At 58.3% G+C, this 22390-nt stretch carries 26 protein-coding genes and 1 tRNA gene; 15 read left to right on the top strand and 12 right to left on the bottom strand.

The genetic code is table 11. The features are described from left to right. Window positions 1-54: 54 nt before the first annotated feature. Window positions 55-615: an ester cyclase gene (locus WG622_RS14830; protein WP_050687619.1), complete on the bottom strand. Its 561-nt coding sequence runs from the start codon at window positions 613-615 to the stop codon at window positions 55-57. A 127-nt stretch (window positions 616-742) separates the two neighbouring features. Beyond that, window positions 743-1639, bottom strand: a complete 897-nt coding sequence (locus WG622_RS14825) for a LysR family transcriptional regulator (RefSeq protein ID WP_050687543.1) — start codon at window positions 1637-1639, stop codon at window positions 743-745. Between the two features lie 127 nt (window positions 1640-1766). Here WG622_RS14825 and WG622_RS14820 point away from each other — a divergent pair, with 127 nt between their 5' ends. From WG622_RS14820 to WG622_RS14805, 4 genes are read left to right on the top strand one after another with little or no spacing between them, the layout of a single operon-like run. After that, the gene (locus WG622_RS14820) at window positions 1767-2342 is read left to right on the top strand and encodes an NADPH-dependent F420 reductase (protein ID WP_050687541.1); all 576 of its coding nucleotides are present in this window, start codon (window positions 1767-1769) and stop codon (window positions 2340-2342) included. A 23-nt stretch (window positions 2343-2365) separates the two neighbouring features. Then, window positions 2366-2788 (top strand): DoxX family protein, encoded by a 423-nt coding sequence (locus WG622_RS14815; RefSeq protein ID WP_050687539.1) that lies wholly within the window; start codon window positions 2366-2368, stop codon window positions 2786-2788. A gap of 49 nt (window positions 2789-2837) precedes the next feature. After that, a complete protein-coding gene (gene ygiD, locus WG622_RS14810; protein WP_093325309.1) occupies window positions 2838-3668 on the top strand; it encodes a 4,5-DOPA-extradiol-dioxygenase in 831 nt (276 codons plus the stop codon). Between the two features lie 13 nt (window positions 3669-3681). Further along, window positions 3682-4644, top strand: coding sequence for a glutathione S-transferase family protein (locus WG622_RS14805; protein ID WP_050687535.1), 963 nt, complete (start codon window positions 3682-3684; stop codon window positions 4642-4644). Window positions 4645-5112: 468 nt separating this feature from the next. On the opposite strand, the gene WG622_RS14800 is transcribed toward WG622_RS14805, so the two are convergent. The 4 genes from WG622_RS14800 to WG622_RS14785 all read right to left on the bottom strand — a co-directional run bounded on the left by WG622_RS14800 (window position 5113) and on the right by WG622_RS14785 (window position 8222). After that, complete coding sequence (locus WG622_RS14800) at window positions 5113-6669, bottom strand: relaxase family protein (protein WP_093325311.1); 1557 nt, start codon at window positions 6667-6669, stop codon at window positions 5113-5115. After that, window positions 6666-7136 (bottom strand): plasmid mobilization protein, encoded by a 471-nt coding sequence (locus WG622_RS14795; protein ID WP_244503646.1) that lies wholly within the window; start codon window positions 7134-7136, stop codon window positions 6666-6668. The genes WG622_RS14800 and WG622_RS14795 overlap by 4 nt, the downstream gene beginning before the upstream one ends. Beyond that, window positions 7133-7990 (bottom strand): hypothetical protein, encoded by an 858-nt coding sequence (locus WG622_RS14790; RefSeq protein ID WP_093325312.1) that lies wholly within the window; start codon window positions 7988-7990, stop codon window positions 7133-7135. The genes WG622_RS14795 and WG622_RS14790 overlap by 4 nt, the downstream gene beginning before the upstream one ends. A gap of 155 nt (window positions 7991-8145) precedes the next feature. Then, a tRNA-Arg gene (locus tag WG622_RS14785) sits at window positions 8146-8222 on the bottom strand. Between the two features lie 111 nt (window positions 8223-8333). Here WG622_RS14785 and aroC point away from each other — a divergent pair. The 4 genes from aroC to WG622_RS14765 are packed head-to-tail and all read left to right on the top strand — an operon-like array spanning window position 8334 to window position 12025. Further along, window positions 8334-9440: a chorismate synthase gene (aroC, locus tag WG622_RS14780; protein ID WP_339404316.1), complete on the top strand. Its 1107-nt coding sequence runs from the start codon at window positions 8334-8336 to the stop codon at window positions 9438-9440. After that, a complete protein-coding gene (locus WG622_RS14775; protein WP_339404315.1) occupies window positions 9440-10105 on the top strand; it encodes an HD domain-containing protein in 666 nt (221 codons plus the stop codon). The genes aroC and WG622_RS14775 overlap by 1 nt, the downstream gene beginning before the upstream one ends. Beyond that, entirely contained in the window at window positions 10102-11043 is a 942-nt protein-coding gene (locus WG622_RS14770; protein ID WP_339404314.1) for an AEC family transporter, read from the top strand. Before WG622_RS14775 ends, WG622_RS14770 begins: the two co-directional genes overlap by 4 nt. Window positions 11044-11101: 58 nt before the next feature. Beyond that, the gene (locus WG622_RS14765) at window positions 11102-12025 is read left to right on the top strand and encodes a DMT family transporter (RefSeq protein WP_339404313.1); all 924 of its coding nucleotides are present in this window, start codon (window positions 11102-11104) and stop codon (window positions 12023-12025) included. A gap of 51 nt (window positions 12026-12076) precedes the next feature. Here the strand turns inward: WG622_RS14765 and WG622_RS14760 are convergent, their stop codons facing one another. Beyond that, entirely contained in the window at window positions 12077-12946 is an 870-nt protein-coding gene (locus tag WG622_RS14760; RefSeq protein ID WP_339404312.1) for a branched-chain amino acid aminotransferase, read from the bottom strand. A 164-nt stretch (window positions 12947-13110) separates the two neighbouring features. Here WG622_RS14760 and WG622_RS14755 point away from each other — a divergent pair, with 164 nt between their 5' ends. Both WG622_RS14755 and WG622_RS14750 read left to right on the top strand, forming a co-directional pair. Continuing rightward, window positions 13111-13608 (top strand): MarR family winged helix-turn-helix transcriptional regulator, encoded by a 498-nt coding sequence (locus WG622_RS14755; RefSeq protein WP_209357680.1) that lies wholly within the window; start codon window positions 13111-13113, stop codon window positions 13606-13608. Further along, complete coding sequence (locus tag WG622_RS14750) at window positions 13608-14306, top strand: response regulator (protein ID WP_438839173.1); 699 nt, start codon at window positions 13608-13610, stop codon at window positions 14304-14306. Before WG622_RS14755 ends, WG622_RS14750 begins: the two co-directional genes overlap by 1 nt. Window positions 14307-14363: 57 nt before the next feature. Here WG622_RS14750 and WG622_RS14745 read toward each other — a convergent pair whose 3' ends face one another. Then, a complete protein-coding gene (locus tag WG622_RS14745; protein ID WP_339404311.1) occupies window positions 14364-14903 on the bottom strand; it encodes a hypothetical protein in 540 nt (179 codons plus the stop codon). Window positions 14904-14941: 38 nt separating this feature from the next. On the opposite strand from WG622_RS14745, the gene WG622_RS14740 reads away from it, so the two are divergent. The 4 genes from WG622_RS14740 to dxs are packed head-to-tail and all read left to right on the top strand — an operon-like array spanning window position 14942 to window position 18925. After that, complete coding sequence (locus WG622_RS14740; protein ID WP_339404310.1) at window positions 14942-15871, top strand: histone deacetylase family protein; 930 nt, start codon at window positions 14942-14944, stop codon at window positions 15869-15871. After that, window positions 15868-16110 carry an exodeoxyribonuclease VII small subunit gene (locus WG622_RS14735; RefSeq protein WP_339404309.1) on the top strand — a complete coding sequence of 81 codons (243 nt, stop codon included), beginning with the start codon at window positions 15868-15870 and terminating at the stop codon, window positions 16108-16110. Before WG622_RS14740 ends, WG622_RS14735 begins: the two co-directional genes overlap by 4 nt. 1 nt (window position 16111) lies before the next feature. Continuing rightward, window positions 16112-16981, top strand: coding sequence for a polyprenyl synthetase family protein (locus tag WG622_RS14730; protein ID WP_339404308.1), 870 nt, complete (start codon window positions 16112-16114; stop codon window positions 16979-16981). 15 nt (window positions 16982-16996) lie between these two features. Next, complete coding sequence (dxs, locus tag WG622_RS14725; protein ID WP_339404306.1) at window positions 16997-18925, top strand: 1-deoxy-D-xylulose-5-phosphate synthase; 1929 nt, start codon at window positions 16997-16999, stop codon at window positions 18923-18925. 39 nt (window positions 18926-18964) lie between these two features. Here dxs and WG622_RS14720 read toward each other — a convergent pair whose 3' ends face one another. Further along, window positions 18965-19819, bottom strand: coding sequence for an SDR family oxidoreductase (locus WG622_RS14720; RefSeq protein WP_339404305.1), 855 nt, complete (start codon window positions 19817-19819; stop codon window positions 18965-18967). Window positions 19820-19901: 82 nt separating this feature from the next. Here WG622_RS14720 and WG622_RS14715 point away from each other — a divergent pair, with 82 nt between their 5' ends. Further along, entirely contained in the window at window positions 19902-20534 is a 633-nt protein-coding gene (locus tag WG622_RS14715; RefSeq protein ID WP_339404304.1) for a class I SAM-dependent DNA methyltransferase, read from the top strand. A 39-nt stretch (window positions 20535-20573) separates the two neighbouring features. Here WG622_RS14715 and WG622_RS14710 read toward each other — a convergent pair whose 3' ends face one another. From WG622_RS14710 to WG622_RS14700, 3 genes are read right to left on the bottom strand one after another with little or no spacing between them, the layout of a single operon-like run. After that, on the bottom strand, window positions 20574-20999 hold the full coding sequence (locus WG622_RS14710) for a DUF1810 domain-containing protein (protein ID WP_339404303.1): 426 nt from the start codon (window positions 20997-20999) through the stop codon (window positions 20574-20576). After that, window positions 20996-21781, bottom strand: a complete 786-nt coding sequence (locus tag WG622_RS14705; protein WP_339404302.1) for a carnitinyl-CoA dehydratase — start codon at window positions 21779-21781, stop codon at window positions 20996-20998. Before WG622_RS14705 ends, WG622_RS14710 begins: the two co-directional genes overlap by 4 nt. Next, on the bottom strand, window positions 21778-22389 hold the full coding sequence (locus tag WG622_RS14700; protein ID WP_339404301.1) for a DJ-1/PfpI family protein: 612 nt from the start codon (window positions 22387-22389) through the stop codon (window positions 21778-21780). The genes WG622_RS14705 and WG622_RS14700 overlap by 4 nt, the downstream gene beginning before the upstream one ends. Window position 22390 lies beyond the last annotated feature (1 nt).

The raw sequence follows: 22390 nt of genomic DNA, 5'->3' as shown, positions 1-22390 counted from the left end.
AGCGCCGCTCCAGGGTCTGGAACGGCGTCGAATTATTACCGATCTGATAGTGGTTTAGTCAATCAGACCGATTTGTTTGTAAAAGGCATGGTTGTCCCAGAACAGGTATTCTTCATCCATGACACCTTCGTCGGTCCAGTGGCCCACAGTGGCCATGGTCAGCTTATAGCTTTGGCCGGTGGGTTGGATGAACTGATCGCCACCGATCGGCATCGGTTCCGAAAACGTGCCTTCGATCACACCAACTACGCCGGTCCATTCACCCTGGCCAATGCGGACAGGGTGGGTTTCGATCCGGGTGTCCGGTGCGAAGACGAAAAACGCTTTGAGGTCTTCGATATGCACGTCGAGACCTTCGGTCACGCGGCCATCGGGCCAATGCACTTTGATGTCTTCGGCGTGGCTTTCATGCAGCCGGTCCCATTGCTGGTTCGAAAACACTTCGAAATCGAGCATGTCGAAGGTTTCCAGGTTCTTGGCAATGCGCGCGTCTTCGGCCTGACGCTGGGCCAGTTCGGCCAGGGCGGCAGTGGTGACATCGTTATCCTGCGCAGCAGAAACCGTACCAAATGTGGCGGCCATAACGGCGGCGGTGATAAGGGTTGCGGTTTTCATTTCAGCTTTCCTTTGCTCTGTGTTCTGCATCATCTGTGATGCGATAAACGGAACATAGGTCCGCCAAATTCAGCCGAAAATGTTGAAGTTGCAGTATCACTTGGAACAAAATGTTCGCAATTTGCGATTATAAAACATCCGAGGTTTTTATGTCTTCCACGGCAAAGTCGATCAGCGCTCGGATCTTCCGGGGCAGCGCCCGACCCTCCAAGTAGACCGCATTCACGGTGGTCGTGTCACCGGAATAGTTCTGCATCAGCTCGACAAGCTTGCCAGCGGACAGCCCGTCGCAGATTGCGAAGCGCGGGGCATAGGCGATGCCAAGCCCATTGGTCGCCAGTTCTGCTGCGGCGCGGGCGGAATTGACATGAAAGCGGCCTTGTACCTGTACCTCCAGATCCTCTTCCCCCCTGTGAAAGACCCAGCGGCGCGGCGCGCGGCGGTTGGTGTCAACGATGCAGGCATGATGCGCCAGATCCGCTGGATGGTCTGGCTGCCCCTGCGCGGTAAGATAGGTGGGGCTGGCCACAAGGCGAGAGCGCAAGGTGCCCAATTTGCGTTCCTTAAGCGAGAGCATCTCGGATCGGCCGATGCGGAAAGCCAGGTCGATCCCGTCGCGCGCGAGATCCACATAGGCGTCGCTGAGACGCAGGTCGAAACTCAGGCCGGGATTTGCATCGGCAAAGCGGCGCAGCATCCCAACGACATAAAGCTCGCCAAAGGTAACTGGCGCCGAGACGCGGATCACACCGGTAAAACCGCGTGACCCTTCAGAGACCTCGGCCAGCAGGTCATCGAGATCGTCCAGCAAAGCCGGCGCGCGGGCCAGAAGATCCTCACCTGCCGGTGTCAGGCCAACCTTGCGCGTTGTGCGCTGGAACAGCCGCACGCCAAGCCGTGCCTCAAGCTCGGCCACATATTTCGAAGTCAGCCGGTTCGACACGCCAAGCTGATCAGCCGCCGCGGTGAACGACCCTGTCTGTGCGGTGGCCACGAAGGCCTTGAGTTCATCGGTGAGGTCCATGGGAAATTATTGCGAACACTTTGTGGATAGTCATTCAATAGCTTCGCCATTTTGTTGAATGTTTGCAAGCCGTAAATAGGGGTCAGAACACAGGCCGCGACAACGCGGCGAATAAAGGAGTAAAGACATGAAAATCGCAGTTATTGGAAATGGGAATGTCGGGTCAGGCCTGACCGCTGTACTGGCCAAGGCGGGTCACGATGTCGCCGCCTATGGCAAAGAAGACGACCTGGCAAGCGCCGTCGCAGCGGCCGACACCGTGATCCTCGCCACGCCCTATGGCGCGGCCAAGGATGTGGCCGGACAGGCGGATTTCACCGGCAAGCTGGTGATCGATGTATCGAACCCGGTGACAGACGATTTCTCGGGCCTGCAGGTCGCAGGAAACAGCTCGGCTGCAGAAGAGATCGCGGCAATGTTGCCCGGTGCCTCGGTCGCGAAGGCGTTCAACACCATCTTCGCCCAGCATTATGGCACCGGTCTGACCATCGGCGACCAGCCCTTGCAAACCTTTGTGGCCGCCGATGACAACGCCGCACGCGACAAGGTGAAAGCCCTCGCAAGTGAGATCGGCCTTGTCCCGGTGGATGCAGGACCGCTGAAAAACGCCCGCTACCTTGAGCCGCTTGGCTTCATGAACATTCAGTTTGGCTATGTGCTGGGCCAGGGCGCAGAAATCGCCCCTCAATGGCAAGCCGCGTAACCCCAAAAACAGGAGACAGAACCATGACCAATTATTCAAACGCCGACTACGCAGCAACCATCTTGCGCGTGTCCAGCGGCGTGCTGTTTCTGGCCCACGGGCTTCTCAAGGTGAATGTCTTCACCATCGCGGGAACCGTCGGCTATTTCGAAAGCCTCGGCCTGCCCGGCCTTTTCGCCTATCTCACCATTTTCGCCGAATTGGCGGGGGGCGTGGCCCTGATCGCAGGCGTGGCCACACGGTTGGCCGCCCTGGCGCTGATCCCGGTGCTGCTGGGCGCGACCTGGGTGCATTCATCCAACGGATGGCTGTTTTCGGGTGAAGGTGGCGGATGGGAATTCCCGCTCTACTGGGCGGTTGTGCTTGGTGCCATCGCTTTGCTTGGAAACGGCGCCTATGCGCTGAAAATCCCTGTCCTACAAACTACGTTGGGCCGTTTCGCCTGAAGCCATGGGGGCCGCTTTTGGGCGTCCCCCAAATCAACGGAGCATCGTCATGAACACCGCACAATCCCTTAATGATCTCAAAGAGCGGCTCTCTCCGAGCGACCGGATGCCGCTGGTTTTCCTTGGTCACGGCAGCCCGATGAATGCCATCGAAGCCACAGACTACAGCCGCGCCTGGACCAAGCTGGGCCGCAGCTTGCCCCGACCCAAGGCCATTCTGGTCGTGTCCGCACATTGGATGAGCACGGGCACAACCCTGGTGGATGTGTCCGCCATGCCGCGCACAATCCACGATTTCTATGGCTTCCCCGAGGCGCTTTTTGCGCAGCAATACCCGGCTCAAGGCGATCCGAAGCTGGCGCGTGAGGTGGTGTCACTTCTGGCCAGCCACCATGCCGAAGAGGACGATCTCTGGGGCCTCGATCACGGGGCCTGGATGGTGCTGAAATACCTCTACCCCAGTGCGGATGTGCCGGTGTTTCAGGTCTCGATCGACATGCGACAAGACCTTGGCTACCAGCTTGAGATCGGCCAGGCTCTGTCAGAGCTGCGCGACCGCGGTGTTCTGATCCTTGGGTCAGGCAATGTGGTGCATAACCTGCGCGCCGCCCGTTGGGGCGCAGGCAGCGCACCGCAGGACTTCGCCGTCGAATTCGACACGCTATTTGCCGAAAAGCTCAAGGACCGGGACTTCGCCGCGTTGAGCAACCGCAAAGGTCTAGGGTCACTGCTGCGCATGGCGCATCCATCTGTGGATCACTATCTTCCCGCGCTCACCATTGCAGGGGCGTCTGACAAGCGCGATGCGCTGACCTTCATGACCGACGATATCGACCTTGGGTCGATCTCGATGCGCTCTTTTGTATTTCACGCCGCTTAAGGAGGGCGAATCAATGCTTGTAGACGGCAAATGGATGGAAAACTGGCAGCCGGTGCAAAAGGCGGACGAAAAGGGCCGTTTCGTGCGGCAAGTGTCGAGCTTTCGCAACTGGATCACCCCCGATGGCAGCGCTGGCCCAACCGGCGAGGGGGGCTTCAAGGCCGAACCTGGCCGCTACCGGCTTTATGTCGCCTTGATCTGCCCCTGGGCCTCGCGCGCGCTGATCGCCCGCAAACTCAAGGGGCTGGATGACATGATCCCGGTCACGGTGGTCAACCCGACACTCAGCGATCAGGGCTGGTCCTTTGGCGAATATCCCGGCAGCGACGAAGACCCTCTTTTCGGCGCGCGTTACATGCACGAGATCTATACCCGCGCCGATCCGCATTTCACCGGACGCGCGACGGTACCGGTTCTTTGGGACGAAAAGCAGGGCGTGATGGTGAGTAACGAAAGCGCCGACATCCTGCGCATGTTCGACACAGCCTTCGAGCATATCGCGCCCTCCGACCACCGGCTTTACCCCGAGGCACAGGGGGCCGAGATAAACGCGCTGAATGCTGTGATCTACGACAAGCTCAACAATGGCGTCTATAAATGCGGCTTTGCAAGCTCGCAGGAAGCCTATGACGAGGCCGTGGAAGGCGTGTTCTCAACGCTTGAGATGCTGGAAGACCGGCTGATCGGGGACTATCTTTTCGGCGACCACCTGACCGAAACCGATGTTCGCCTGTTCGTTACGCTGATCCGATTTGACGTCGCTTATCACGGTCTCTTCAAGGCAAACCGCAGACAGATCGCAAGCTATCCCCGGCTGTCGGCATTGATGGCGCGCATCTATCGCCTGCCAGGCATCGCCGAGACGGTGAATATGGATCACATTACCCGTGGCTATCATTCGATCAAAGCGCTGAACCCATCGGGCATTCGCCCCACCGGTCCCGCCAACATTAGGGCCTTGATCTCGGAAACCTAAGAAATTCCAGAATGTCTCACTGAGCACGTGTTGCGGAGCGCCTGTTCAGCGCTTCGCAAGAACTCGATCCCTTCCTGCTCGTGATCGCTTTGCCCCGCAGGCTGCCCCGGCGAACAGTGCTCGATTTTGAGGACGCACCGAATGACAAGCCCGATGAAACTGCGACCTCCGGGGATTTGGATGAAATGGCAGCTCAAACGGGTCGTCCCTGACCAGGGTTAAGATTCGGCTTCTCGAACATACTGCCTAAAACCTAACGGCAGCAGAGAGCGGTTCGCACCCGTTCACACCAAACGCAGCACTAAGCAGTTTGGGCTCGTTCGAGCTTTTCGCTGCATTCTACATGAAGTGCCGGTTTATCCGCATACGCACCCAGCAAAGAAATCGCAGACGTGTGGTGAATTGCTGTAGAACGAATCTAAGATTCCCACTGTTGACCCTCGAACCACGCCAACATTTGCAGTTAGATCAAAGCGAATGTCCGGCGCTGCGGTGGCTATCTCTCGCGTTTAACTCTCTTTCAGTCGCTTCTCGGCGTCTTTCGCTAGTTTCCAGCTGGTCTCTAACCCCGCCTGCAGCGTCGCGTAATTCTGCTCCTCGCGCAGCAAGTCGGCCAATGTGGTGACGGACGTGAGATGTGATTTCATCAATAGCGCCACGCAATGCGCCAAGCCATTCACCTTGCTTTCGATCCTGCTGGTCGAGCGCTTCTCCAAGGCGTGCAATTCCTTGGCTGAACTCTCGCAGGCCGTCACCAACCGCTCGACGGATGCGAGCAATTCGCGTTCCAATGCTGTCAGGGTCTCTGTCATCTAGGGTTCCTTGATCTCGATACAGATGACCGGCGTCCCGGCCATGGTGCAGGTCTTCAATTCGGTCCGGTCGGGGTCGAGCGTCAACCATGTCTGCCCGGACTGTTCGATCCGTGTCAGGCCAAGTTCCGTCATCTCCGAATGCGCCATCAAACCCATCCAAAACCCACTCGCGATCAGCACTGTCGCGATCCAGGCTGAAGCCATCCCCACGATCACCCAGGGTGAGATCGTCAACCAGCGCCTGATCGTCTCGCTCCGCCTCTCCAACTCGCTCCTGCTGTCGCTCAGAAAGAACCTGATATCGGTCTCGATTGTATGCAGCGCGCTGGTCGCAATGCTGCTGAAATCGCTCCTGAAGCTCTCCAGTTGAGATGCCATCAAGGCGGCGTGGTCGCTGCGTACTGCCTCCAGGTCCGCGTTCAATTTCTCGGCGAGGCGGTTCGGCTTGCCAGTCGTCATGGAAAATCTCTCCTTTCAAACGCCAACGCTCGCCGGTGTCGGGGTCTTTGGCGGTGATGTAATTCTTGCTGGCACGGGGGATCTCGAAGCCCGCGTCTGTGAGCGCGTCGATCATGCTGGCGCGGTCGCTGATGGTGCCGACACTGATCTGATCGAGGATCCAATCGTGCAGCGCTTCGCGACCTCGCGCGCGCGTCGGCGCTTCAATCGTCGCCCTCACTTCGCGAGCGCGATCTGGCTCCAAAGGGTCTGCCCAACCGTGCGTCTTGTTCATCAAATCACGCAGGCTGGAAAAGGCGTTTTCATGGCCTGGCGGTGCGATGTTCAACGCTTTGCCCGTGCTCAGCTCAAGGCGTGGCGTGCAGAAGTGCAGCTCGACATTGCCTTCATGCGAGTGGCGCACCCAGAGGCAATCGTATTGATCCCTGTCCAGCCCGGCAAAGGCCAGAGCCTCAAATAGCTCAATGGCCTCTTGCTGGGCGGCGGGACTGGGATCGTCGCTGTCGGCAAAGCTGATCACGCCTGCCGTGTAGCTCCACTTATTGGGGCTCGCGTCGATCAGGCGGTGGGTCTGATCGGGGTTGCCGTGCAGCACCTCGGGCAGCGGGTCGCGGATCTTGATTTGCGGCTGGCCGGTGTCGTCGCGGATCAGATTGCGGTTATCGTCATAGGCCAGAACTTCGCGAGCTGTCAGGTAATCCACGGGAGTTGCACCGCCGCCAGTGCCGGTGGAGAAGAACGAGATGATCATTCGCCACCGCCTGTGTGTGCCGCCACGATCTGCGCCAATTGCCGTTCAATGACCACCAACTGAGCCGTGACTTTGAGCGCATCGATCTGGCTCGCGCGGCCGGATTTGACCGCACCGTTGATCCAGCGGGAGAGCTGATTGAGGTTGCCGCCGACACGGGCAATCGCAAAGGTCAGCTTTGGGTCAACACGGGGGACGGGCTTGCGCCGACGTGCCTCTATCAGCCCCAAGGCCTCGCGCATCAGCGTGGCATTGGGTAGACCAGCGGCGCGCGCCTTGGCCACAAGCGCTGCCTTTTCCGACGGGGTGCATCGAAAGATCACGCTCTCGGAAAGGCCCTCTTTGACGCCGCTTGCGTGCGTCTGGTTGGGGTTTGAAGGGGAGGCTTGCCGCCCCTCACAAGTCCCGCCGATGTAATCGGTGGGTAACCTTGCTCTCTGCTCTTCGTGGAGATCGGTCGCACTCATGCTCTGAGCCCCGCCGCCTCGATTTCAGCAGGGCTGACCAGGTTTGCGGCCAGCAACGCGGTCACTTGGCCGGGTGTTATGTGGCGGCAAAGGGGGTGCTTGTCCGTGACCCAGTCGGCCAAACCTTTCAGCAATCCAGCCTCTTTGGCTTTGCCCGCTTCTCGCGCCTCCTCAACGTCGTGGAGATATTTCAGCCAGCGGCCAGAGGAGAACCAATTGTCGGAGAAGCACACCTTGGAGCGGGTGAAACCTTCACTATCACTCGCATAGGCCCGCACGGCGTCCTCGAGGTCTTTTGCATCCACACCGTCGGCCAGCGCTTGGCGGATTTGCGAGAGGCAAACCGCTTTGCCGCGAATTCTATCCTCTGGATAGGCGGACAAAATCTTTTCTGAAACCTCATCCTCCACCGCCGCCTTCGCATGCGAAGGATTTGGTTTTTGATATGGTTTATATCTGTTCTTATAGGATTTGCCCTCTGGGGCAGATGGCTTGCCCTCAGGGGCAAATACATCATTTTCCCTTTCGGTCGGATCGATTTGCCCAATTGGGCAAATGGAGTTGCCCAAGGCATACCAACAGGTCCGGTCATAGCGATCATCGCTGAAGTTGCCCTTGATGATCAGCTCTGCGCTGACCAGCTTTTCGAGCGCTGTTCGGATCTGCTTTTCGCTCAGATAGGGGAACAACTCACCAAAAGCCGAGATCGAGTTGTAGGTCCAATACCGCCCGTCTCGAAGGTTACGGCGATTGGCTCGGTTCTTCTCGATCCAGAAGGTGATGTTCTGGAAAATCACCGCTGCGTTCAGGCCAACACGTCCCGCGATTTCGGGATCAAAGCTATGGCGGCTCATGATTGGCCCCCGAAATACGCACAAACGTGCGAATTTTGTACAGGTTTTGTACGAGAAATCGGCTGTTTCAGCCGATTACGCCGCGAAAGCCGACGGGACTTTCTGCACGCTTCCGCGCAACGTCCTGTAAATAAGCCATATTTTTCAGGTAGTTTTGGCGACCCCGGCAGGATTCGAACCTGCAACCTGCCCCTTAGGAGGGGGCTGCTCTATCCAGTTGAGCCACGGGGCCAGCCTGTCTGTTGGCTACCCCAATCGCAAACCAAATACAAAGCGGTTTTCCTGAACACTTCCCCCTCTTTCGAATTCCCGCTAAAGGGAATGGGAAATCAGGAGCAGTCCCATGTCGATGAACAGTTTTGGCCATCTTTTCCGCGTCACCACCTGGGGTGAAAGCCACGGGCCTGCGCTGGGCGCGACGGTGGATGGATGCCCTCCGAATGTTCCTGTGACGCCTGAAATGCTGCAGGTCTGGCTCGACAAACGCCGTCCGGGTCAGAACAAGAACACCACACAGCGCAACGAGCCTGACGCGGTGAAGATCCTGTCGGGTGTCTTTGAAGGCAAATCGACGGGCACGCCGATCCAGCTGATGATCGAAAACACTGATCAACGCAGCCGGGACTATGGCGAGATCTCGCAGACCTTCCGTCCGGGACATGCCGACATCACCTATCACCAGAAATACGGCAACCGCGACTATCGCGGCGGCGGGCGTAGTTCGGCACGCGAAACTGCCGCGCGGGTGGCGGCCGGTGGCGTGGCACGTGAGGCTATCGAGGCGCTGGTGCCGGGCCTTGAGATCAAAGGTTATATGACCAAGATGGGCGCGATGGAGATTGATCGCGAGGCCTTTGACTGGGACGCGATTGATCAGAACGACTTCTGGATCCCGCAAGGCGCCGAGGTGGCGCAACAGTGGGAGGACTACCTGCAAGCGCTGCGCAAAGAGCATGACTCCGTGGGCGCTGTGATCGAAGTTGTTGCGCGTGGGGTGCCTGCAGGGATTGGGGCTCCGATCTATGGCAAGCTCGATACGGACCTGGCAGCGGCGATGATGTCGATCAATGCGGTCAAGGCGGTTGAGATCGGTGAAGGCATGGCGGCGGCGGGCCTCAAGGGCTCGGAAAACGCAGATGAGATCTTTATGGGCAATGACGGCCAGCCAGTCTATTCGTCCAACCACTCGGGCGGCATCTTGGGTGGGATTTCCACCGGTCAGGATGTGGTTGTGCGGTTTGCTGTGAAACCGACGTCCTCGATCCTTACCCCTCGCCAGTCGATCCGTAAGGACGGCAGCCCGACCGAAGTCATCACCAAGGGTCGTCATGACCCTTGTGTGGGCATCCGCGCGGTGCCAGTGGCAGAGGCGATGATGGCCTGTGTGATCCTGGATCACCTGCTGCTGCATCGCGGTCAGATCGGTGAAAACCAAGGCAAGATCGGCTGATGGAGGCCCTTCGCGCAGAGCTTCGCGCGATTATTCAACGGGAAATGGAACAAGATCCCGCGCATGACATCGCGCATTTGGATCGGGTTTGGGCGAACGCTCATCGCATTGCCAAGTCTGAGCAGGGCGTGAATCTGCGCGTGCTCTTGGGGGCTACGTATTTCCACGATCTGGTGAACCTGCCCAAAGACGCGCATAACAGGGCCGAGGCCTCTCGGATGTCCGCCGAGAAAGCAGCGCCGTTTCTGACCGACCTTGGGTTCACCTCGGACGAGATCAAAGCGGCGCAACACGCGATTGCGGCCCATAGCTATTCCGCGGGAATTCCACCGGAAAGCTTTGAGGCCGAGATCCTGCGCGACGCTGATCGATTGGACGCTTTGGGGGCCGTTGGGATCGCGCGTACCTTTATGGTGGCGGGAACCATGGGGCGGCCCTTGTTGGACCCCAATGACCCGTTCGCGGCGGATCGAGATCTGGATGATCAGCTTTGGTCGATCGACCACTGGCATCTTAAGCTCTTGCAACTGCCGCATGAGATGGTGACCGAAAAGGGCCGCAAAATTGCGCGTAAGAGGGCGCGCCTTATGCTGGCCTATTTGAAACAATTGGCCAAGGAAATGGATACGGATCTGCCCGACCATTGGGCCAAATTGTTGCAATGATTGATATTCTCTACATCGTTCTCCCGATCTACCTGGCCATCGCGCTTGGCTTCACACTGGTAAAAACCAAAGCGTTTAGTGACAGCGATATGCGCATCATTGGACGCTTTGTGATCAATGTGGCGTTTCCGGCTTTGATCTTTCAGGCGATGGCAACACGCCCCCTGAGCGAGGTTTTGAACGCCGATTACATGCTGCCCTACGCCCTGAGTGGTCTGGCGGTCATGGCAATAAGCTATGTGACGTTTGGCGCACTAGGGTGGGAAACAAAAATTCGCGCGGCAGGCGTGATGGGGTCTAGCTGTCCGAACAATGGTTTTGTTGGGTATGCGTTTTTCCTATTGGCAATGCCGCACCTCGCGCCGGTGATCCTTGCGCTCAATCTGGTGGTTGAAAACCTTCTGATCGTGCCGCTCTGCATGATGCTGATGCGCAGCGCGGAAACCGAGCGCGGTGGGGGGCTTCGGCGGATTGGTCTTATCTTCCTGTCTGTTTTGAAAACGCCTCTGATCATTGCGCTTTTGACTGGGACATTGGTGAACTTCCTAAACATTCCCGTTCCAGGTCCGGCGAAACAGTTCATCAGCATTCTCGCGGCCGCTGCCAGCGCATTGGGGCTCGTCGTGATTGGAGCCGCTTTGGCGTCCCTCCCGCCCGGCACGAGTTTTCTGCGTGCGGGACAGGTTGTCAGCGCCAAGATCCTGCTGTCTCCGGCGATTGCCTTTGCTATCACATATGGGCTTACGGCGGCCGGGGTGATCGCACTGTCGCCTAACCTTTATGCCGCCGTGATCCTGTCTGCGGCGATGCCGACCTTCGGGATCTTTGTCGTCTTTACGCAGCGTCTGAAACTCGAAGGCTTCGCGAGCCTTGTTCTCTTTGGATCGACCCTTGGGGCCTTTGTCACCCTCAGTGCGCTTTTAACTTGGTTAACCTGACCTCTTGTCATTCCGCCGCCTGAGGCGCATGGTCCGCGCGTAGCCCGAAGGATTATTCATGCCCTCCAGTCGCGGTATCCTGTTTAAGGTGATCGCCCTCTTTTTGTTTTCGATCATGGCGTCCCTGGTCAAAGCCTCGGCCCCTCACGTGCCGTCTTACCAAGCGGTGTTTTTCCGGTCGTTTTTTGCAATGCCGATCATTCTGATTTGGCTCGCGCAGCGGCATGATCTGCGAACCGGGTTAAAGACGCAGAACCCCTTTGGGCATCTGTGGCGCGGGTTGATTGGGACCTCAGCAATGGTCATGGGCTTTTCCGCCCTTGGCATACTACCGCTGCCAGAAGTTACAGCGATTGGGTTCGCGGCCCCCTTATTCACGGTTATTCTGGCGGCACTTTTACTGGGCGAGACGATCCGGATTTTTCGCTTAACCGCATTGGCGATCGGCTTGATTGGAGTCGCCATTATCATTGCGCCGCGTCTGACTGTGTTCGAACTGGGCGGTATTGAAAGCATAATGCTGATCGGCGCTCTGTTGGCCCTGGGGTCTGCATTCCTGCGCGCTTTGGCGGTGGTTCATGTAAGGCGCTTGGTCAAGACCGAAGAGACGGCTGCCATCGTCTTTTACTTTTCGCTTACGGCAACCTGTGCGTCTTTGGCGACCATCCCGCTGGGTTGGGTTTGGCCCGAACCGAGAGAGTTTGTTTTCCTGATCTCGGCAGGTTTGGTCGGCGGGGTCGCCCAAATTTTCCTGACAACGGGCTATCGATATGCGCAGGCCAGTACTCTGGCCCCGTTTGACTACCTGTCGATGCTATTCGCCTTGATTATCGGCTATTTCATTTTCGCCGAAGTGCCAACTGTTGCGACCCTCGCGGGGGCGTCAATTGTGATTTTTGCAGGCATTATGATTATCTATCGTGAGCGAAAACTGGGGCTGGAGCGCGGTAAAGCGCGGCCCACGGTGACTCCGCAGGGGTAAATAAAAAGCCGGGCGCTGGGCCCGGCTTTAAAACCTTGAGTTTTACCGCGCTTAAGCCCGCACCAAAGCCTCATAGCTTTCCGCGATATCGCGGGTGATGTCGCCGACCTCGAAGCTGTGCTCTCCGATTTGACCCACAGGGGTGACTTCGGCGGCGGTGCCGGTCAGCCAGCATTGCTCGAACGTGCCGAGTTCTTCTGGCATGATGTGACGCTCATGCACGGTGATGCCTTTGTCCTTCAGCATTTGGATGACGGTCTGGCGTGTGATGCCGTTCAGGATCGCGTCTGGGATCGGCGTGTGGACTTCGCCGTCTTTCACGAAAAAGACGTTCGCGCCGGTCGCCTCGGCCACATAGCCGCGATAGTCGTAAAACAGCGCATCGGAGCAGCCTTTGGCCTCGGCAGCGTGTTTGGACATGGTGCAGATCATGTAGAGGCCTGCAGCCTTGGCAGCCGTCGGGATGGTTTCAGGGGACGGGCGTTTCCATTTCGCGATATCGAGTTTCGCACCCTGGAATTTCGCGTCGCCATAATAGGCGCCCCATTCCCAAACCGCGACAGCAACGCGGACCGGGTTCTTGGAGGAGGCAACGCCCATGTCATCACCCGCGCCACGCCATGCGACTGCGCGCACGTAGGCGTCGGTCAGGCCATTGGCCTCAAGCGCCGCGTATTTTGCAGCTTCGAGTTCTTCGACGGTGTAGGGGATCGGCATATCCAGCATCTCGCCGGATTTCAGCAGACGTTCAGAATGCTCAACGCTTTTGAAGATCTTGCCGTTGTACGCGCGTTCACCTTCGAAAACAGAGCTCGCGTAATGCATTGCGTGGCTTAGGATGTGGACATTCGCCGAGCGCCAATCCACCAGTTCGCCGTCCAACCAGATCTTACCGTCGCGATCATCATATCCGCCTGCCATGGTACACCTTCCCTTAAGCGTCGCCTAAAACACTTTCATTTATGTCCGATCCGGTCATAAATGACTCCAAAACTGGAAATCGCTACCAATTCACTCTTGGAGTGTCAACAAGGCTGACGTACTGTCGGTCTGAGGCTTGCGAAGATAAGAACGGGTCAACGGCAATGGGCGACACTTACGGCGGAGAGAGCCTTTTATTCCTGACGGATGAACAGCTGCGTCAGGGGATTGAGGCGATGTATTTCGCATACCGCGGGTTTACGGCGGATCCGGATCGGATCCTTGCGACGATGGCCTATGGGCGCGCGCATCACCGCGCGATCCACTTTATCAACCGCGCGCCGGGCACGACTGTGACCAATTTGCTCGATATTTTGGGGGTCACGAAACAGTCTCTTAATCGTGTTTTGCGCACCTTGATCGAAGATGGTCTGGTCGAAAGCCACGTCGGAAAGACAGACAAGCGCGAGCGCAATTTGTACCTTACGGAAGAGGGCGTGGCGCTTGAGGCGCGGCTGTCTGATGCGCAAAGGGTGCGGATGCGGGCGGCTTATCGCGACGCGGGGCCCGAGGCGGTTGCCGGGTTCCGGCGGGTGCTCGAGGCCATGATGGACACCGAGATGCGCCGCAAGAATGACGCCCTAAGGGATGGAGGATCCTGATGGACCTAGAGCCACATCTGCTGATCGTTGACGACGACGAACGTATCCGCGGCTTGCTGCAGAAATTCCTGATGCGGAATGGGTTTCTGGTGTCGGCTGCGCGTGATGCGGCCCATGCGCGGCGGATCCTGTCTGGGCTCGAATTTGATATGATCATCCTCGATGTCATGATGCCCGGTGAGGATGGGGTAAGCCTGACAGCGGCCATTCGGGAAACGTCAAAAACGCCGATCATGCTTTTGACCGCCAAAGGGGAAACCGAGGACCGGATCAAGGGGCTCGAGGCTGGGGCGGATGACTACCTTGGTAAGCCGTTTGAACCCAAAGAGCTGCTGCTGCGCATCAACGCGATCCTGCGGCGGATGCCTGAGAAATCCGAGGCGGATCTGGTGCCTAAGGTGCTCAATTTGGGGCCGATCCGCTATGACATCGAACGTGGCGAGATGTGGCAGGGTGATACGCCGGTAAGGCTGACGGCGACGGAAAACCAATTGATGAAGATCTTCTCGGCCTGTCCCGGCGAGGCGGTGAGCCGCGCGAAACTGGTCGAGGATTTGGGTCGTGATCGAGGTCAGGCGCAAGAGCGCGCGGTGGATGTGCAGATCACCCGGCTCAGACGCAAGATCGAGGCGGACCCCAAGCAGCCGCGCTATCTGCAGACCGTGCGCGGGGCGGGCTATATGCTGGCGCCGGATTGAGCGCGCTGCGTGCCGCAGCACGGCCTGCGGCGCGAGTATTTCTGGCAAGATGAAAGCTTAGCGTTGTTCGCAGGGGCCTTCCCAGACGGGCACATGGGTCCAATCTGTGATCTTAACGGCGCCCCAAGTGACGCGGATTGGCTCGGGGTCTTTGTCGCCTAGGGCCAAGAGCCCTTTGCCGCTGAGCAGGTTCACATCACAGTTGCCAGAGTTTTCAAGATCAAGCGTGTCATACCAAGTGAACGTGTAGCCCGCGACGCGATAAGCCTGATCGCGATAGGCAATCGTGAGCGTCAGCCGCCAGCGGTTGCGACCGATGCTTTCGTTCATCGACATCACTTGAACGGATCCATTGGGCGCGAGCGCGAGGCTGGCTTCTTGGCCAAAACCCGCGCCGTGCCAGACGAAATCTTTGATTATGAGTTGCCATCTGTCCGTGTCGATGACCAGATCCGCGTCTCCGTCCTCTTGGCCGGTGAGACGAAAGATCTCGGCGCTGCCATCGCCATCGAGGTCCGAGCTGACCTCAGAAACAGGTTCGGCCCACGCCAGGGTGGCGCTGAGCAGAGAAATTGCCGCTAATAGGGGAATTCGCATCTTGTCAGGCTCCTTATTCTGCGGTTTTGATGCCGCTCATGACCACGCTACTCTATACCCACCCCGATTGTCTCGATCATGTGACGCCAGACGGCCATCCAGAACAGGTGGCGCGTCTTATTTCGATCGAAAAAGCGCTTTCTGATTTCTCGGATCTGGAGCGCCGCGAGGCCCCCAATTGTAAGGATGATGATATTCTGCTGTGTCACCCTGAGAGCTATCTGGAGTTTCTGGTGGCCAATGTGCCGCCCTCTGGCAGCCGGCAGTTGGATGAGGACACGCATATGTCTCCGGGTTCGATCCGGGCCGCACGGCGGGCGGTTGGCGCCAATATCGCGGCGGTGGATGCGGTCTTAGCGGGCGAAGCAGGCAATGCCTTTGTCGCAACCCGGCCGCCCGGGCATCATGCGGAAATCGAAACGCCGATGGGGTTCTGCCTGTTTGGTAATGTGGCGATTGCGGCGCGCCACGCGATGGAGCGCCATGGGCTGAGCCGTGTGACAGTGGTGGATTTTGACGTCCATCACGGCAATGGCACGCAGGCACTCTTGTGGAATGAGCCGCGCGCGCAGTTTTTCTCGAGCCACCAGAGCCCGCTTTGGCCGGGCACGGGCTTTGCCAATGAAACCGGTGGGCATAATAACGTCCATAACATCACCTTCGCGCCTGAATCAGATGGTGCCACGATGCGTGAGGTCTATGAGGCTGAGGTCTTCCCCGCGATTGATCGGTTTCAACCCGAGCTGATCCTGCTCTCGGCTGGGTTTGATGCGCATAAGGATGATCCGCTGGCGCAGCTGAACTGGGATATCGAGGATTTCGTCTGGCTCACGAACCGCTTCTGTCAACTGGCCGACACCCATTGCGAGGGCCGCGTTGTTTCTGCTCTTGAGGGGGGCTATAACATTGAGGCCCTGGGCGAGAGTGTTGCTGCCCATGTGAAGGCCCTTATGGAGAATGCACAATGAGCGAAACGGCTGTTTCCGAGATGTCCTTTGAGCAGGCCATGGCTGAGCTTGAGCAGGTCGTGGGCAAACTCGAGCGCGGCGATGTGGCGCTTGAGGACAGCATCAAGCTTTATGAACGAGGGGCCGAGTTGAAGGCGCGTTGTGAGGCGAAGCTCAAGGAAGCGGAGGAAAAGGTCGCGGCCATCACATTGGATGGCAATGGCGAGCCCTCTGGTCTGAAGCCTGTCGAAGGTCTGTAGAGTGTTTCAAACTCGTTTGCAGGAGGCCGCGACGGCGGTCGAAGCGCATTTGCTGCAGGTGATGGCTCCGATGGGCGATTTGCCTGTTGTCGAGGCGATGCGCTATGCGACGGCCCGCGGCAAACGGTTACGGGCGTTTCTGGTGCTGGAATCGGCGCGGTTGCATGGGATTGACGCGGCGCAGGCGATCTGGCCTGCGACAGCGATTGAGGCGATGCATGCCTATTCCTTGGTGCATGATGATCTGCCCTGCATGGATGACGATGACATGCGGCGCGGTCTGCCGACGGTGCATGTGAAATGGGATTATGCGACGGCGGTTTTGGCGGGGGATGCTCTGCAGACGTTGGCCTTTGAATGTGCCGCGCATACCGAGGTCAGCGACAGCGCCGAGGTACGCGCGGATCTGGCGCTGAGTTTGGCGCGGGCTGCAGGCGCGCAGGGCATGGTTTTGGGGCAGGCCTTGGATATGGCGGCTGAGACCTCTGATGTGCCTCTGACGTTGGAAGAGATCACGGCATTGCAAGCGGGTAAGACCGGGGCGCTTTTTGCCTGGTCGGCAACTGCCGGTGCACGGATGGCGGGGGCGGATACAGCTCCGCTTAAGGCCTATGCAGATGCCTTGGGTTTGGCCTTTCAGATCTGGGATGACGTTCTGGATATCGAAGGGGATGCTGAGAAGGTCGGTAAGACTCTGGGCAAGGATGAAAAGGCCGGAAAGGCGACTTTTGTGTCACTTTTGGGCATGGATGCGGCGAAATCTCGCGCCCGCGACCTTGTTGAATCCTGTGCCAGCGCCCTAGATCCTTATGGTAGCGATGCCGATACCTTGCGAGACGCCGCCCGCTTTGTTATCGCGCGGGACAGCTAAATTTGGGGACCAGCCATGTCGGCCAGACCAGACACGCCTCTGCTTGACCGGGTGAACAAGCCCGAAGACCTCAAGCACCTCAGCGACGCCGAATTGGCGCAATTGGCAGATGAGTTGCGCACCGAGACGATTTCAGCCGTCTCTGAGACAGGTGGGCATTTGGGCGCGGGGCTTGGCGTTGTCGAGCTGACCGTGGCGCTGCATGCGGTGTTTGACACGCCCAAGGACAAGCTGATTTGGGACGTGAGCCACCAATGCTATCCGCATAAGATCCTGACTGGGCGTCGGGATCGTATTCGTACTTTGCGCATGAAGGATGGGCTGAGCGGGTTCACGAAACGCTCTGAGTCTGTGTTTGATCCTTTTGGCGCTGCTCATTCTTCGACGTCGATTTCCGCGGCCTTGGGTTTTTCCGTCGCGCGCGATCTGGGCGGTCAGTGCGAAGGCGGTTTGGGCGATGCGATTGCGGTGATCGGCGATGGCTCGATTTCCGCGGGCATGGCTTATGAGGCGATGAACAATGCGGGCCATTTGGGCAAGCGCTTGTTTGTGATCCTCAATGACAACGACATGTCGATTGCGCCTCCTGTGGGGGCGATGTCGTCTTATCTGAGCCGTCTCTATGCGGGTGAGCCGTTTCAGGAATTAAAAGCGGCGGCCAAGGGGGCTGTGTCTTTGTTGCCGGAACCCTTCCGCGAAGGGGCCAAACGCGCCAAGGATATGCTGAAGGGCATGACGGTTGGCGGCACGCTTTTTGAGGCGCTGGGCTTTTCCTATCTGGGTCCGATTGATGGGCACGATATGGAGCAGCTTTTGCCTGTGTTGCGCACGGTGCAGGAACGGGCGACCGGGCCGATGTTGCTGCATGTGGTGACGCAGAAGGGCAAGGGTTATGGGCCGGCCGAGGCTGCGCGGGATAAGGGGCACGCGACGGCGAAATTTGACGTGCCGACCGGCAAACAGCAAAAAGCGCCGAGCAACGCGCCAAGCTACACAAGCGTCTTTGGCCAGACCCTGACCGAGATGGCGGCTGAGGACGATAAGATCGTCGCAGTGACGGCGGCGATGCCGGATGGCACTGGCTTGAACCTCTTTGCGGAACGCTACCCGAGCCGGTGCTTTGATGTGGCCATTGCCGAGCAGCATGGGGTGACCTTCTGCGCGGGGCTCGCGGCGGGGGGTATGAAGCCCTTCTGTACGATGTATTCGACCTTCCTGCAGCGCGGCTATGATCAGGTCGTGCATGATGTGGCGATCCAGCGTTTGCCGGTACGTTTCGCGATTGACCGAGCTGGGCTTGTGGGTGCCGATGGGGCGACACACGCGGGCAGTTTTGACATCGCCTATATGGCGAACCTGCCGGGCATGGTTGTCATGGCGGCGGCGGATGAGGCTGAGCTTAAGCATATGGTCGCAACAGCCGTGGCGCATGATGAGGGCCCGATTGCTTTCCGCTATCCACGTGGCGAAGGCGTGGGTGTCGAGCTGCCTGAACGCGGCGAGGTGCTGGAGATCGGCAAAGGCCGTATGATCCAAGAGGGCAAACGTGTGGCGCTCTTGTCCTTTGGCACACGTTTGGAAGAGGTGCGCAAGGCGGCGGAATCTTTGTCGGCCAAAGGCATCACGCCAACGATTGCGGATGCGCGTTTTGCTAAGCCTTTGGACCGCGACATGATCCTGAGCCTTGCGGCGAACCACGAAGCTCTGATCACCATCGAAGAAGGTGCGGTTGGTGGCTTTGGCTCTCATGTGGCGCAGCTTTTGGCTGAAGAGGGCGTCTTTGATGGCGGCCTCAAGTACCGCTCGATGGTGCTGCCGGATATCTTTATCGATCAGGCCAGCCCGCGTGACATGTATGAAGTCGCTGCGATGAATGCCGAGCAGATCGAGACCAAGGTTCTGGATACTCTAGGCATCGCGCAAATCGGTAACAAAAGCGCCTGAGGCCACGCTAGGTTTTGAGTATTTTTGGCAAGATGAAACCTATTTGGTTTCTTCTTCAAGCATGGCGTGCAGGGCTGATTTGAAGTCTGGGTATTTGAGCGCCACGCCCAGCTCGTCCTTGATGCGATCATTGCGCACGCGTTTGCTGTCGGAATAGAAGCTGCGGGCCATTGGGCTCATGTCTGCGTCTTCGAAGGGCACGGCGGGTGGGGGCTCCATCCCGAGCAGGTGCGCGGCGTATTCCAGAACCACTTCTGGCGGCTGGGGGTCGTCATCGCAGACGTTGTAGATGCGGCCCGGGTTGGGCGCGTTGATCGAGGCCTCAAGAACCTGCGCGATGTCTTCCACATGGGTGCGCGAGAAGATCTGGTTCTTTTTGATCACGCGCTGGGCGACGCCCTTGCGCAATTTCGCAAAAGGGCCGCGGCCGGGGCCATAGATGCCTGCCAGACGAAAGACGTGGACCGGCAGCTCAGGAATATTCAGCCACTCTTTCTCCGATTTCACACGGCGCTGACCGCGCACGGTGGCGGGTTCAGTTGGGGAGGTCTCATCGACCCAACCGCCGTCATGATCTCCGTAGACGCCCGTGGTGGAGAGATAGCCGACCCACTCAAGCTTGGGCGCAACTTTGGCGATGGCTGCATAAGCCTGACGCAGGATTGGATCGCCCTCGGCATCTGGGCCTGCAGATGTCAGAAGGTGGGTGGCTTCAGAAAGTGGTCTTTCCAAATCGCAAGGCCAAAGCAGTGGCTCAACCCCCTGTGCTTTAAGCTGCGCGAATTTCTCAGGTTTTCGGGTCGTTCCGATCACGCGCCAGCCTTGCGGCACCAGTCGGTCTGCGAGGGCCTGTGCGGAAAATCCATGTCCGAGGGATAGGAGTGTCTTGCTCATGCGCTTCAACCTGATCTTTTGCGCCCTTGGTTACAAGGCCGCGACGCTTGATTTTGCTTCAAAAAGCAGGTCATTTTGCCTCATGAGTAAAGATCAAGCACCTGGACTAGGGGCCGCCTACGCGCTGCAGACGCCTGAAGATTCCGTCCGCCTCTATGCCGATTGGGCCGACAGTTATGACAGCGACTTCGTGGCGACGTCAGACTATATCCTGCATATTCAGGTCGCCCGTATGTTTGCGCAGCAGGGCGGGGACGGGCCAGTTCTGGATATAGGCGCGGGCACAGGGATACTCGCAGAAGCACTGGCGCAGAGCAAAATTAGTCCGATTGACGCGACCGATATCTCTCAGGAAATGCTCGATGTTGCTGAGGCCAAAAACATCTATCGCACCCTCTTTACCGGAGACCTCACGCAGCGCCTTCCGGTTGAGGACGGCACCTATAGTGGAATCGTCAGTTCAGGCACATTCACCCATGGCCATGTTGGCCCGGACGCGCTTGACGATGTGATGCGGATCACGAAACCGGGCGGGTTGCTTTGCTTGTCGATCAATGCCGAACACTACGAGGCGCAGGGGTTTGCGGCCAAGATCGAGAGTTTGATGCCTCAGATCTCTGATCTGCAGCTGCCGCAACTTCCGATCTATGGGCCAAATAGCACGTCAGACCACAAAGACGATCTGGCCGTCATCGCGACCTTCCGCAAAGCCTGATTTCATCTTGCCAAAAATACTCAAATTCTGACCGATACCTCAGGTAGCAAGCATCTCGTCTGTGCGCATACATCGCATCCCTGCGTAAAACCCGTCCAGAATATCCTGAAACACCGCAGGCGCACCCTCGACGCGCGAAAACAGCGTGGCCATGCTTTGCACTTTACGCGCATCTACCGGTCCTAAAACCGCCTCAGGCGCGGCCCCTCGATGGGCCATAAGGGCCATGCACAATTCAACCAAGCGCGGTCCCAACAACGGATGTGCCAAATAAAAACGAGCCTCGCTGAGGTCAGCGAGGCCGTATTTGACTGATTTTACCGATGTCCCAAGGCCACGCAGTTGTGGGAACTCCCACCAGATCCAATGGCTCAGCTTTAGGCCTGCCCGCATTTCGGACAGGGCCTTGGCGTGGGTCAGCTCCTGAGGGCCGAGAAATCGTTCTAAATCATTTGGTCCGTTCAACGTCCCTTCCAAACCGGATCGCGCTTTTCGGCAAAGGCCTTGGCGCCCTCCAGCTGGTCCTCACTGGCATAAAGCACATCCACCGTGCGCAGCTGGCGTTTGGTGATGCGGTTCATCGCATCCTGGAACTTGCTGTCTTCGGCGTCGCGCACAACTTCTTTGATCGCAGCATAGACCAGCGGCGGGCCCGAGGCCAAGAGGCGCGCGAGTTCCCAGGCGCGGTCCATCAGTTGATCGGCGGGTACGATTTCATTGACCAGACCCCAGCGGTTGGCTTCTTCGGCGTCAAACCAACGGCCGGTCAGCAGAAGTTCCATCGCGATGTGATAAGGAATGCGCTTTGGCAGTTTGATCGACGCGGCATCCGCCACCGTGCCCGACCGGATTTCGGGAAGGGCAAAGGTCGCGTGGTCCGCGGCGATGATCATATCGGCAGAGATCGCCAATTCCAGGCCGCCACCACAGGCGATGCCGTTGACAGCTGCGATCACCGGTTTGTTCAGATCGCGCAATTCCTGCATGCCGCCGAAACCGCCAACGCCATAGTCGCCGTCGACTTCGTCACCATCAGCCGCGGCCTTCAGATCCCAGCCCGGGCAGAAGAATTTCTCGCCACCGCCGGTGATGATGGCAACGCGCAGTTCTGGATCGTCGCGGAAGTCCGCAAAAACCTGTCCCATGATGCGGCTCGTGGCCAGGTCAATCGCATTGGCCTTGGGGCGGTCCAGCGTGACTTCGAGGATCGCGCCTTCGCGGCGGGTTTTGACGGGGCTGTCGGTCATATCGTTTGTCCTTCCAACGAAAATGGGTCGAAATCCGCATCCTTATGCGGTGTGTATTCCGCCCAAAGCGCTGCATCTTTCGCAGCCTTCGGGCCAAGGGTTCTTTCAATCACGGCGAGGCTCATATCCATGCCAGCAGAAACGCCGGATGAGGTCAGGATATTGCGGTCCTCAATCCAGCGGGCTTCGGGTTGCCAATTGATTCCGGCGGGCGAGTGATCAACCACCCAATCAAACGCACGTTTGTTTGTTGTGGCACGGCGGCCGTGCAGAATGCCCGCACTCGCCAGCAAAAGCGATCCCGTGCAAACGCTGGTCACCAGCTCTGCCTGTGCCGCCGCTTTGTTGAGCCAGCTCAGCAAGACCTCATTGTGGCGCGCAGACCGCGTGCCCTTGCCGCCCGGAACCAACAGGATGTCATAGCGGATCGGATCGGCAATCGAATAATCGGGCACGACCTTCGGACCGCCCGAGGATTTCACTTCTGCGCGCGTTTCTGCGACAGTCAGGATTTCAAACGCATCGCGGTGCATCGAAAACATCTGAAGCGGCCCGAACAGGTCGAGCATTTCAAAGTCTGGAAAGATCACCGCTCCGATTTTGCGCATG

The sequence above is a fragment of the Cognatishimia coralii genome (assembly GCF_037478305.1).
GTDB lineage: Bacteria > Pseudomonadota > Alphaproteobacteria > Rhodobacterales > Rhodobacteraceae > Cognatishimia > Cognatishimia coralii.
The sequence above is the reverse complement of the archived record's forward strand: the minus strand, read 5'-3'. Positions and strand labels throughout refer to the sequence as shown.